General features: G+C 63.6%; 7 protein-coding genes. 3 read left to right on the plus strand and 4 right to left on the minus strand.

All coding sequences use genetic code 11. The annotated features are described in order from the left end of the window. Nucleotides 1-61: 61 nt before the first annotated feature. The 4 genes from ccsA to PLANPX_RS13745 form a co-directional block, all read right to left on the minus strand. Nucleotides 62-3,796, minus strand: coding sequence for a cytochrome c biogenesis protein (ccsA, locus tag PLANPX_RS28005; protein ID WP_232536113.1), 3,735 nt, complete (start codon nucleotides 3,794-3,796; stop codon nucleotides 62-64). Nucleotides 3,797-3,811: 15 nt separating this feature from the next. Next, entirely contained in the window at nucleotides 3,812-5,071 is a 1,260-nt protein-coding gene (locus PLANPX_RS13735) for a hypothetical protein (protein ID WP_152099282.1), read from the minus strand. A 240-nt stretch (nucleotides 5,072-5,311) separates the two neighbouring features. Beyond that, on the minus strand, nucleotides 5,312-6,862 hold the full coding sequence (locus tag PLANPX_RS13740) for a helix-turn-helix domain-containing protein (RefSeq protein ID WP_152099283.1): 1,551 nt from the start codon (nucleotides 6,860-6,862) through the stop codon (nucleotides 5,312-5,314). Nucleotides 6,863-6,979: 117 nt separating this feature from the next. Next, nucleotides 6,980-7,318, minus strand: a complete 339-nt coding sequence (locus PLANPX_RS13745; protein WP_152099284.1) for a hypothetical protein — start codon at nucleotides 7,316-7,318, stop codon at nucleotides 6,980-6,982. A gap of 519 nt (nucleotides 7,319-7,837) precedes the next feature. Between PLANPX_RS13745 and hisN the strand changes: the two genes are divergently transcribed. The 3 genes from hisN to PLANPX_RS13760 all read left to right on the plus strand — a co-directional run bounded on the left by hisN (nucleotide 7,838) and on the right by PLANPX_RS13760 (nucleotide 13,044). Beyond that, entirely contained in the window at nucleotides 7,838-8,656 is an 819-nt protein-coding gene (hisN, locus tag PLANPX_RS13750; RefSeq protein ID WP_152099285.1) for a histidinol-phosphatase, read from the plus strand. A 53-nt stretch (nucleotides 8,657-8,709) separates the two neighbouring features. Next, nucleotides 8,710-9,897, plus strand: coding sequence for an SGNH/GDSL hydrolase family protein (locus tag PLANPX_RS13755; RefSeq protein WP_172992058.1), 1,188 nt, complete (start codon nucleotides 8,710-8,712; stop codon nucleotides 9,895-9,897). A gap of 84 nt (nucleotides 9,898-9,981) precedes the next feature. Beyond that, on the plus strand, nucleotides 9,982-13,044 hold the full coding sequence (locus PLANPX_RS13760) for a hypothetical protein (protein ID WP_152099287.1): 3,063 nt from the start codon (nucleotides 9,982-9,984) through the stop codon (nucleotides 13,042-13,044). Nucleotides 13,045-13,051: the final 7 nt, after the last annotated feature.

The following is a 13,051-nucleotide window of genomic DNA, read 5'->3' on the forward strand; positions in this document are numbered from 1 at the left end:
AGTCACCCCTCCCTAACCCTCCCCCTCAAGGGGAGGGGACCACAGAATCCTGCGTTTAACATTACGCGCCTTGGGGCGTGGCATTGTCTCGCGACCCGCCGCTCGGCGCGGCGGTAATCAGCGGCCAAGCGTAAGCGATCACGACAATCGCCAATTGGCTCAACATGACAAGCGCCAACTTCGAGGCGCGGCCTTCGGTGAAACCGTAGGAGTGGAGCCCCTCGCCCATTTCGTTGACGCCGAACCACGACCAAAGCGTTACGATGTTGCCGCAAACGGCCAGAGCGGCCAGACCGCGCTCGCCAGCCATCTTGCCCCAACGGGCATGCAGCACGATGGCGTTCCAGATGACGATCATCAGGGCGCCGTTTTCCTTCGGATCCCAACCCCAGAAACGTCCCCACGAATCGTCGGCCCACAGACCGCCGAGAATCGTGCCGATGAAGCTGAAGAACATCGCGAAGCAGATCGTGCCGTAGGTCATGCGGGTGAGTTGACGGCGTTGATTGTCGTCGAGTCGACCGCTGAGCAAGCCGAGGACGATCGTGATAATCCCGAGGGCGCCCGCGAGGAGCGTCGTCGCGTAGCCGAGGGTAATGCAGACGACGTGTGTCGCGAGCCAGAAGTTGGTATCGAGCACCGCCTGCATGACGCCGATCGTGTCGCCGTCGTTGTCGAGCGTCAGATAGTACGCCACAATCATCGTCGGGAAGCCGAGCGACGCTGCCAGCAGATTGCCGATGCCCAGCTTGTAGATCACTTCGAAAAGCAAGGCGAAGAAGACCGCCGCCCACCCAATGAACACCGCCGACGAGTAAAGGTTCGTGATCGGCGGGCGTCCCGAAATGTAGATCCGGCAGATCAGCCCGAACGTGTGCAGCGCGAACGTGAACCACAGCAGCCAGTTCGCCGAACGATTGAATCCTTCCGGCCAACCGAGCCAGGCAAGCACCGCCAGCACGAACGCCGCGATGTACAGGACAATGCACAGGACGAACGGGCTGAAGTTGTTGAAATAGGCTTCGAACTCGATGCGGTCGAGCTTCAAGCGTTCCGCCGGTTTGCGCGGAATGGCTCCCGCCTGCACGGCCACCGAATCTTCGTGCTTTTTCTCCGCCGCGGCCCGCTCTCCGACCACTTCACGATAGTCGGCAATCGCGGTGTTGAAGTCTTGCGACTTGTTACCCGCGTAGGCGACGAGAATTTTGCGCATCAGCTCCGGGGCGGGGTCGACTTCGACTTTCGTCTCCGGCGCCTGCTCTCCAGCCATCTTGCGCGCTTGAGCCTGCGCCTGGATCAGCAACGCGTTCATCTCGCCTTCGAGCGACGTGCTCCAGGTTGCTGCAGGAGTGGTCGGCGGAATCGGACGAGGCGCCCCGCCCGCGTTCAGCTGATTGATGTCGGCGCGCGTCTGCTGAATGCTGTTGATCACTTCTTGTTGCGTCACCTCGCCGCCGCTCATCCCCGCCAACTCGGGAGGGCTGAAGGCGGCGATCAGCATGCGGATCGTGTTGAGTTTGTTGCCCAACTCGACGAACTTCTTCTGGGTGAGCGTGCGATTGTCCGCGGGAACGTCGGCGGCCATTTTGATTTGACGATCCATCTCGTCGCCGCTGCTCGTGAGTTCCTCGATGCTGTAGCGGAAGCCGTGGCGCGGCTTCAGCTTCAGCGCCTGAAGAACGTCGAGATTCTCGACTTTGATCACCTGGTGTTCGCGGAACGCCGGCGAGCGAGTCACGACGTCGAGCAACCAGCGGATGGCCGGTTGGCTCTTACCGGTGCCGGAGTCGGTGAAGGTCTCATGGCCCGATAGCGTGCGCAAGGCGTTGCTGGCGAGCGAGTCCATCGGCTGGGTGCGGCCGCCGTAGGCGACCGGCAGTTTGGCGAATTCGTAAATCTGCATTTCGCCCGCCGGAGCTTTGGCAGGGCGAGAACGGCCGACGACGAACCCCGCAAAGAACAACACAACCAGGGCGGGAATCCAGACTTCCTTTCGGCGCCATTCCGCGAGCGCGAGCTTTCGCCGCGTGACGGTCTCCGCGCTGGCAAGCTTGCGGGCTTCGTCCTCGCGGCGAGAAACGAAGCGAAAAATCCCTTGGCCGAAGTGAACCAACATCCCTGCCGCGACGATCATGCAGGCGACGTACGGAATCATCCAACCGGCGTTGCTAACGACCTGCAGCGTCGTGCTGCGCAAGTTGTCGGGATCGTAGCTCGCCTGATAAATCGTTTCGCCGGCGTAGCGGATCGGGTTATTCATCGACGTCGACAGCGGCACATCGACGTTCTGCTCCGGATCTCGCAGCTGGACGATCGATTCAAAGTTCTTCGGGGTCGGCGTGCCTTCGTACTTTTCGAACTTGAACTCTTTCAACGTGATTGAATAGTCCTTCGGAACTCGCTTGTAGCGGAGCGCGATTTGATACGTCTTGCCGTCGGCCTCGAACACGTCGCCGCCGTACAGCGTCCATAGCAGCCAGCGTCCGAGCGAGCCATCCGCTGCGTCAGCGCTTCCTGACTTTGCATTGCGGTTGATCAGCTCGACGACCGCGGCCGGGGCGTCGTTGGATTGCTTGACGGCAATGCCGTTGTTGGTCGCCACCGGCTGCACGACGCGGAGTTGTCCGAAGCCTTGCGTCGCCGGGCTCTCCTCGCCCGGATAGGCGCGCCGCACATTGGCGTTCGGGAGCAGGTCGACGATTCGCACATCGAAGGGAAGCGAATCGGCGTGAATCAACTCGCCTTCGGCCACTATCTCTTCCTTGCCGTCGACGGTTTGCTTCTGCGGCGCCGATTTGTCGAGAAGCGCTCCCGGAATGATGGTGACGACGTCTTTCGACGGGTCGCTAACGTCGGTGATCGCCAGTTCCCAGGAGCGAATGTCGTCGGCGTAGGACTTCGTTTCGCCTTCCAACAGATGCATCTGCGCTTCGACGACGTACTGCGAAGTGAAGAGTTCGCCGAACATCAGCAGCGCGATGCCGCCGTGCAGCAAGACAACGCCGCCCCGTTTGCCGAAGAGCACCCAGCAAGCGAGCGCGAGCACGATGCTCGCCGAGGTGCCTTTCGCGAGTTGCCACAAGATCCGCAGGCCCGCGGCGTCGAGGCGAACGTCGGGATTGGCGAACAACCAAATCGAGAGGCCAATCAACAGCACCGCTGCGGCCGCGCCGAACCACCAGAGCCAAACGCCGGCCGACTCCCATGCCTTGCGGCGGGTGAGCGCGAGGACGTAGGCGAGCGTCAGCGACACGGCGCCCAGCCCGGCCCGCATCGCGTGCCAAAGGTTGTTGAGAAACGCCTCGGGAAGCTCGCTTTCGATCGCCGTGTTGGCTCCGCTCGCAATGACGCCGTAGGTGATCGCCGCTCCCGCCGCCAGCAACGCGACGCCGCCCCACAACCGCCCGCCGCGGGCGGTGACTTTAAACCGCAGCCCATGCGCTGCGAGCAGGTTGATCGCGAGGCAAACCCCCAACGTCTCGCCGCCCGGAAACGGAAAGCTGACGTTCGGCACGTTCCACGTGCGGGAGAAGAAAATCTTCAGCTCGATCCACGCGATCGGCGTGCGGAAATAGTCGTGAACGACGCGCCAGACGTCGTAGTCGATCTGCGCGAGCGTGCCCGCCAGCACCAGAAATAGCGACAGCGACAGCAGCGTGACCGTGAGGCGCAACGACGCCAAGGGGGCCAACAGTTGCACCAGGAACGGCTTCGGCTGCGCCGCTCCGCGGGTCCGCCCTGCGCCGTCGCCGGGGAGATCGATCGCATCATGCCGTGGAAGATCGACAGTGGCCATACTTCGCCGCCTTGGTTACTTGCCGTCGCCGGCAAATTTGATCGACTCGATGAACTTGTTGAACGGTTCTTGCTGCGCTTCGACGAGCTTGCGGTCGCCCTTCATTTTGAAGAACCAGATTTGCTCGCCCCGTTTCGCCATCGCGGCGATCGTGCCGAGCGCGCCTTCACCCTCGGGGCCGAGCAACACGAACGAATGGCCCTCGATGCCGTCGATCATCGTCGGCTTCGCCGCCTGTTCCAGTTCTTGCTCGGATAACTGCAGGCCGACTTCGCCTGACCACCGCTGCGCTTGGGCTTTGGGATCGGCCATCATTTGCACGTTGGGGAACGGCATCACGGTGATTTCGGCTTGCCGATCGCCGTCGGCGACGAGGAACGCCGCCTTCCGCATGCTGCTCATGACGCCCGGCTTCCAACCTTCCGGAGCCGCGTAGGTGAACTCCGTCGGCCGCGGCATTTCGGTCGCGGGCGTACCGCCGCTGCCCATCGGCGGCATGGGGCGTTGCATCGGCGGCTGCGTTGCGACTGGCGGAGTGCTCGGCGCCGCAGCGGTTCCGGCCGGCGCTTCTGCGTCTGCAGTTTCAGTCGCCGCAGCATCGGCGCCGGCGACAGGCGGATGCCCCGCCGGCATCCCCGTGGCGCCCGGCATCGCACCGCTCATCGGCTGCATGACGCCAATCAATTCGATGAAGGTCGCCTTGACCGCATCGTCGGCCGTTGGCTTCTCTTTGACCAGCTTCGCAATCTCATCGGCCGAGAGCCTCGATTGCTGCAGTTGGCCGACCCAGCGATCGATGTTGATTTTGCGGAACTCTTCCCAGTCGGCCGTCAGCGGCAGCGACGAGACGGCGAGTTCCAGCGTCTTCCCTTCAAAGGGGATCTCAATCGTCGCGGCCCGCATCGCGCTGGCAGGTTTTTCGGTCCAACCTTCCGGGAGCGCCCAGGTGGGCGGTTTCCCGTCGCCGCTGAGCTTCACCGTCGCCAGGAACTCGTCGAACGACTTCCGCAGCGGATCGAGCCCTTCGCCGCGGGCGACCAGCTTGAAGAACCAGGCTTGGCTCTTCTGCGGATCCGTCGCTTTCTCGGCGATAATCGCCGCCAGCATATGGTCGGTGCTGGCGCGGACCTCCTCGACGTCGAACACGGTGCGAAACTTTTCGGTCGCCGGCGTTTCGTAGGTGGCGACCTTCGGCTCTTCGCCGCAACCGGCGAGAGCCGGGACAATTGCCGCGAGGAGGGGAAGAGCGAGCCAGCCGGAACAAGCGTGACGCACAGCGCGTCCGGAGCGGCGATTGGTAGGCATCAGTATCGGCGGGAATGAGGTGGAAGGCCTGCCCGGCGCTCCACAGGCGCCGCGCAGCAAATCAGCCACCCATTATAGGGCGGTCCCCCTCCCCAGGGATACCGCTATCGGACGCCGGTAGCCGCGGGGCAACGCCCCCGACGGAGCGAAATGCGCCGACCGCGACCACCGGTCGCGGCTTTGTTGCCCAGGACGCAAAGTTTGCCTGGGCTACCGCATCCCGAACATGCCGCCGATCGACTCGAGCAGCGAATCGTTGAGCGTCAGGTTGTCTTCCCAACTCCAGATGTTGCGGACCATGTCGAGCGACAGGACGCCGGCGAACATCAGCAGGAAGAAGCACGAGGCGAGGCCGAGGATGTTCATCAACGAATATTCGCCTTGGTTGCGAGCTGCCGCCGCCGGAGCGCCGGAGAACGCCGCCATCTCGAATTCGCCGGGGGCGCCGTCGCCGTAATCGTCGCTGAGAACGACGCCGTCGTCCCCTTCGATTTCAGCGAAGGCGTCGTCGCCGAGCAGGCCGGCCTCTTCCGTACCGCCCAAATCGCCAAGGTCGGCGTCGAGGGCGATCACCTGCGAACTGCTGTCGCCGTCGTCGTCGCTTTCGTTGAGCGGGGTGAGCCGGAACGAATCGTCGGTTTGCAGCTTCGGCGCTGCGGCTGGCTTAATGTTGCTGCCAACGAGCGAGAGATCGGATTCGCCGTTGCCGCCGCCGAGGGTCAGCGAGTCGAGAATGGCCGAGCCGCCGATTTCGAGCGGGATGTCGTCAAGCGCCAAACCGCTGTCCGACGGCGAGAGGTTGATGCCGCTGTCGCCGCTGTCGAGCGTGATATCGCTGCCGCCGTCGGAGGCCAGCACGAAGTCGTCTTCGTCGGTCGCCAGTTCCAGGTCGGACGTCGGGCCAGCGTTCGCCTTTGCCTTGCCGGCGTCGAGGTCGACTTCCGGCACCGGATCGGTGCCGTCGTCGAGTTCCAAGTCGTCTTCGATCTTTAGATCGCTATCGGGCGGGGCGAGTTGCTGAGCGAAGTTCGATTTCTCTTCCGCAGCGACCGGCTGGGCTGCACCGAGGCCCAAGCTCGACTCAGCCGCGAGATCGAGTTCCAGTTCTTCGAGGTCCTCGAATGCGCTCGTAGCGCCCGATTCCTTCTCTAGTTCGTCGAGAACGCCGGAGCCGGCGACGCCAGCCGAGAGGACGTTCGAGGCGCCCCCAGCGAGGGCGACGTCGCTGCCGTCGAGCGACAGGTCGTCTTCGGTGACCAACTCCAGGTCGGCGTCGGGCGAATTCCGCTTGCTGCGGCCGATGATCGTGCTGGCTGCCGGGAGCGATTCGCCGAGTTCTTCTTCGCTCAACAGGATGGAATCGGAGGGGTCGTTCGCTGCGACCGGTTCGTCGTGAATGCTGAGCTGCGGATCGCTGCCGCCGGCCGTGACGGTGTCATCCTGGTCTTCCGCGAGTTCAAGCTCGCTCCCTAGGGAGAAGTCGTCGTCTTCGGCGAGTTGTAAATCGTCGAGGTCGTCGAGTCCGACCAGCGGCGAGGAATCGACCAGATCGTCGGATCCAATGAGGCTGATGTCGCTTGGCGGAGGGGAATCGGGAATCCCCTCGGTCGCCATCCGTTCGATTTCGTCGCTGCGGAACTTCCAGCTGGATCCGTCGCGGTAGGCCCGCAACTCTCCATCTTCACGGAGCTGGTTGAGACGCTCCGAGGTGATGCCGAGCTTTTCGACGGCCTCTTCGAATTTGACGAACTTCTGCTCCATCGCAACCTCGCGTTAGCTCGGCCCCCCAGAGGGGGTTCGAGGGTTCTCGCGCGGCGCGACTCCATTACTGCAGTCCGCGTGAAAAGTGACCAGTGAGTTTTCTGTTCCCAGCGGCAACTACTGCTGCAGCTGTTTGCCTCTCATAATTTCCTGCGGCGAAATGCCTGGGCTGTTCCAATAGTCCAGCATCAAATCACCGGTAAAGTCGCGTGCACTCTTGAGCGTGATTTCGCCCGACGTTTTGTCGATGTGGTAGACGACAATCCGCTTCGTCGCCGGTTCCACAATCGTCAATGCCGTCGGTTTGGCGTCGGTCGAGGGAAGCAGATACGTGATCAGTTGCCCGGCGCCGCCGAAGTTGGGCATCGACGCCGGCTGTTGAGCCTCCGCCGACCATACCAACCCCGCCGCCGCAATCACAACTGCCAGTCCGACCCCTCGATACGACTTGCCCACGGTTCCATCCTCCAGCGCTGGCGACCTGGCGGCCGCGCTTCTGGAAGAGGCGAATGAACTCCTGTTCATTCTAAATGGGCCGCTCCCAGGTTCAAGAAAAAATCAACCGATCCTGTTGCCCTGCCTTAAGTTACTCCACGGCCGGCATAACCGCTACAATCGCCGCCGTGGCCGCACAGTCTACCCCGGCTCGCTAGTCTCCCACAACGCCACTCGGTGTTGAGCGCGCAGCCCCGACTTCCGAAGTTTATTCAACTACCAGCTGTAGACGCCCCACAGAAACCGAAACAGTGAGGTCCCCTCCCCCTTGAGGGGAGGGTTAGGGAGGGGGCCGGCAGCGTGTACCGGCGTTCCACCCCCTCCCCAGCCCTCCCCTCAAGGGGGAGAGAGCCAGAATATTTTGCTTGAGGGGCTTGCAGTTAAATAAGCTTCTTAGCCCGGGCCAAAAACCTCACCGACGGGCCGAACCCTGCTACATTGGCTAGCTACTTCCCCGACTTCTTTGGTAGTTTGCTCAGCATGAGCTCCACTCCTCCCGCCGATCCCGCCACCCAATCCCGCCTTGATTTGGCTGTTTCCGTCGCCCGAGCCGCCGGGACCGCCACGCTGCAATGGTTCCGTCAGTCGGCCCTGGCCGTCGAGCGGAAGGGGGACGGCTCGCCGGTGACCGCCGCCGACCGGGCCGCCGAATCGCTCCTCCGCGAGCAGATTTCGGCCCAATTCCCCGACGACGCGATCCTGGGCGAAGAATTTGGCGAGAAGCCGGGAACCTCCTCTTACCAGTGGGTGCTCGACCCGATCGACGGGACGAAGAGCTTTATCAGCGGGGTGCCGCTCTACACGACCCTCGTGGCCGTGTTGAAGGATAACCAACCGCTGGTGGGCGTCATTTATTCCCCGGCGACAAAGGAAATTGTCTACGCCGCCGCGGGTGGACAGACCATGTACGAGAACGGCGACAACCGCGCCGTCGAGGCCCGCGTCTCCGGCACCGAGCGACTCGCCGAAGCAACCTTCTTAACCACGGAACTGAAGACATTCGACGAGGTGGGCGAAAAAGGTTCCCGCGGCGTCTACAACCAGCTCGAAAAGGCGTGCCGACTCACCCGCACCTGGGGCGACGCCTACGGCTATATGCTCATCGCCACCGGCCGAGCCGACGTGATGATCGACCCGATCATGAACCTGTGGGACGCCGCGGCGTTGCAGCCGATTATCGAAGGGGCAGGGGGCTACTATTCCGACTGGCAAGGTCGGCCCTCGGTCCACACGGGCAACTCGCTGGCGACCAACCCGCAACTAGCGGGGTTGGTGCTGAGCATCACCCGCGAAGGCTAAGCAGTTCTTCGTCCGCTCCCTATGGCCGGAAGCATGAGCGCCCGGAGCAGCCTGTGACTAGCTTTCCGCAACGCTCGCTCGCCCTCATCGCGTTTGCCGCAGCGTTACTCATCGCCGACGCGAGCGCCGACGACGCCCCCTACAGCAAGCTCGTCATCTTCGGCGACAGCCTCTCCGACGTCGGCAACGTCGCGAGTTCCTCCTTCGGCATTTATCCGGGAAAATACTACACGAACAACCGCTTTTCGAACGGCCCGGTCTGGGTCGAGACGCTCGCTGCCGGCCTTGGTCTCCCTGCCGTCACGCGCAGCACCGCCGGCGGCGACAACTTCGCTTACGGGGGCGCCCAGACGACCGGCACCGGCGGCATCGAAGGCGCCTTCATCCGCGACATCGACGAGCAGGTGACGCAGTACCTCAACCAGCGCACCGTCGATCCGGCGGCGCTTTACGTCGTCTTCGCCGGCGCCAACGATTTCATCGGCGGTAAAACGAACGTGGCGCCGCCCGCCGCGAAACTGACCGCCGACATGTCGCGGCTCATCGCCGCCGGCGCCCGCAACTTTCTGGTGCCGAACCTACCCCTCCTGGGCGGCACGCCCCGCTTCAACGGCAACGCCACGACGGCGGCAACGTACAACGCCCGCACGGCGCAGTTCAACGCCACGATGGATGCATCGCTAGTCGACCTGAGCGACGACGCCACGGGACTGACGTTCTTCCGCCTCGACGTCGCCGGCCTCTTCGCTGAAGCGATTGTGACGCCGGCGAAGTTCGGGCTCGTCAACGTCACGAATGCCGCGGCGCCAGGCCTCTCGCCGGGCGACAGTAGCTACAACACGGCGCTCATCGCTGCGAACGCAAGCCAATATCTCTTTTGGGACGACCTTCATCCCACGACCGCCGTCCACTCCATTCTCGCTACGCGTGCTCGTGCGCTCGTCGACGGCACGCCCGGCGACTTCGATGCCGATGGCTACGTCGACGCCGACGATTTGATGCATTGGCGCGAGAACTTCGGCGTCTCCGCCGCAGCGACGCGGGCCATGGGCGACGCCAACGGCGACGGCGTGGTCGACGGCGCCGATTTCTTGGAATGGCAACGGCACGCCGTTCCGTCGGCGCAGGTTCACGCTGTTCCCGAAGCCTCAAGTTGGCTGCTGGCGATGGGCTTGCCCCTTCTCATCCAGTTTGCACGGGTCCAGCCGACGCGGGCCTCTTCGCGATTCGCGCAGCGCTGAGAGTGAAGCCACAATCCCGAGGCGGCGGCAATTTCGGAATTACGGCGTTTCTGATATAGTATCTGGCTCCCAGGAGCCAGCTTGATGCCGCGAGTTTGGTCGAATCTTCTGCGCTACACGCTTTCCGCAGTAATCATCGCGTCCGCGGCGGCTGGCGCCCACGCACAATTGACGGCCCAGTGGTCGGCGCCAGTCAGCGGCCAATGGACGCAAGCGAGCCGCTGGTCAACCGCACCGCTTGCTCCGACGTCGCTCGGCGATCGCGCGACGCTCGGCGTCCAGGGAGCCCCCTACGTCGTCACGGCCCAGACGGTGGCCATCGATCGCATCTCCGTCGCGTCTCCCGACGCCACGCTGCGCGTCGAGGGGGGCGTCGTCTCGGCTGCCAATGGCATCGACGTCTCCGCCGGCAAGTTGGAGTTGATCAGCGGCGCCATCGAGAACACCCGCATCTCCGGCGACGGCGCGGTCGTTGTGTCAGGAAACACAACATCGTCCGCCATCCTCAAGAACGTGACGCTGGCCGCCGATGCGAACGTCGCGTTTCCCGCAGCCAGCCTTCAACGGTTTCGAATCGATAGTTCGCTAGAGTTGGAAAACGCCACGCTGACTGTCACCGACACCTACACGGAATTCCAAGGGCCGGGCCAACTTGGCGGGCAAGGAACAATTCGCTTCGAGTCAAGCGGCGACCCGTTGTTCGCCAAGAACAACTACGCGGTCGGAAGTTGGGTGCTCGAACCGGGCGTTGATATGGTGTTCGCCGGAGGCACGCATCGCTGGCAACCGCTCGGACAGACGACCGGCCGCCTGATCAATCGCAGCAACATCGCGGTCGAGCCAGGCGCCACCTTGCAACTCTTCTCTTCGACCTCTTCCACCTACGGCTCCTTCCGCAACGAAGGAACGATCACCGTCGGCGAAGGCGCCTCGCTGGGGATGCGCGTCCACACGCTCGTTGGCGAGACGGGAGGCGTCGGCAACGTACTGCTGGCCCCTAACAGCACCTTTTGGCTCGGCGCCAGCTACATCTTCTACATCGACAAACCGATCAACGTGCCGGCTACGGCCCGGCTGGAACTTGCCGGCGGTTGGGTCAATCAGTCGCAGATTAATCTCGCGCCGGGGGCGACCCTTCGCCTGCACGATACCTCGGGCAGCACCAACTGGGGCGCTATCGAGGCTTCCGGCGCCACCGTCGAGCTCGGGTACGCGGTTCCCTTCTCGCGGCTCGCGCAGCTCAAGACCTCCAGCGCCACCAAGTTCGTCGGCTACAACGGCGGCGGCGCCGTCGCGCTCGAAGGGAAAACAGTCAATCTCGCGACGCGTGCCGGAATCTGGAGCCTCGAAAAGCTGACCATCAGCGGAGGCACGCTTACCGGGCTGGCCAACGGCGGCACGATCAATCTGGCGAGCACCTTGTACCTAACGGACGTTCGCCTGGCCGCCGCGAACAACATCGCCGCGGGCCGGACAGTTGTTTCGGGCGCTTCGACGATCGCCGCTCCGCTTTCGCTGAGCGGCGGGACGCTGTCGCTAGGCGGCACGTGGAAGAACGAAAGCGTCGTGTCGGGCGCCGCAGGTCGGCTGAAGCTCGCGACCTGGTCGACGAGTCCCGGCACAATCGCGATGACCGGCGGCAGCGTCCAAATCGGGTTCAATCAAAACTTCTCGCAGTTGCTGACGCTGCCGGTTGGCTCGCCGGACGAGTTTGAAATTGGTAGCACCGTCAATTTGCAAAACGCGACGATCAACCTCGCCACGCTTCCTTGGGACCTGCAAGTCGGCGTCGCCGACGATGCGTCCGGGATGTTGCAAAATGGCGTCATCTCCGCCACGAACGGCCGAGCGCTGCGCGTCGAGGAGGGAACGCTCAGCAATATCGAACTCCTCGCCGACCTCGATTCGGCCGGATCGACGACGTTTGCAGGCGCGTCGGCGACCGTGCGCAATGCGTCGCTGTCGGGTACGGGCATTTCCATTTCTTCGACGGCGGCGCTGTTGGACCGCGTCACCATCGACGGCGACGTGACGCTGAGCACCGCTGGCGCCCAGGTCATCAACGGCCTCACCGTCGACGGCGACCTCCACTTGGAAACCAATCGCGTCCAAATGACCGGCAACCAAACGATCGGCGGCGCCGGGAAAATCACGACTGCAGGCTTTCGATCGACGCCAGGCGGCGGATTCATTGTTCAGAACGGAACGCTGACGCTCGCCAAAGACTTAACATTTCTCGGCCAGCGACGCGGGAGCCGCCTCGAGACGACCGGCGGCGGAGTCGTCAATCGCGGAAAGATTACCGTCGCTCGCGACGACTACGCAGCCACTTACAACGACCTGACAGGTCCAGGGCTCACGATCAAAGCCAGCAGCTTCACCCAAACGGGAGAGCTTTCGGTCGTGACTGGCGAGGAGTTGCGCGTCGAAGTCAACGATTGGGCCAACGACGGCGTCGTCCGCCTCGCCGGAGGCAAACTGACGGCGGCGGGTACGGCGTTCCGCAACGGGCCGAACGGCGAAATCACCGGCCCCGGCGTGATCGACCTCGCCGCAACAACATTCATGAATCTCGGCCGCGTCGCTCCCGGCGCTGCGGTCGGTGCGCTGACCTTCAGCGGCAACTACGCCCAGAACGCCTTGGGGCAGCTCGCGATCGAACTGGGCGGCACGACGCCCGGCGTCTCGCACGATCTGCTCGCCGTCACCGGTGCGGCGACGCTCGGCGGCTCGCTGAAAGTTTCATTCGTCGCAGGCTTCACGCCGACGGCCGGCAGTCTGTTTACATTCCTCACCGCTCAAAACATCACCGGCACGTTCAGCACAACGACTCTTCCCACGCTGCCGGCCCGCCTGATTTGGGAAACGGCGTACGGCGCGAATAGCGTCGCCTTGCGCGTCGTGCTACCAGGCGATTTCACCGGCGACGGCCGCGTCGATGGCGCCGACTTTCTGACGTGGCAGCGCGGCGGTTCGCCCCGTCCTTTCGCCGCCGCCGACCTCACCCTTTGGCGCCAAAATTTCGGGGTCGCCTTTCCCGCAGCGTCGACGGCTGCCGCTACCAGCGTGCCGGAACCGGCGAGCGTTCTGTGCGCCGCCCTCGGGGGCGTTGCTTTGCTCGCGCAACGACGACCGCGCAAGTCTTAAGCCCGCT

The organism is Lacipirellula parvula (assembly GCF_009177095.1).
In the GTDB taxonomy this organism is placed as follows: Bacteria; Planctomycetota; Planctomycetia; order Pirellulales; family Lacipirellulaceae; genus Lacipirellula; species Lacipirellula parvula.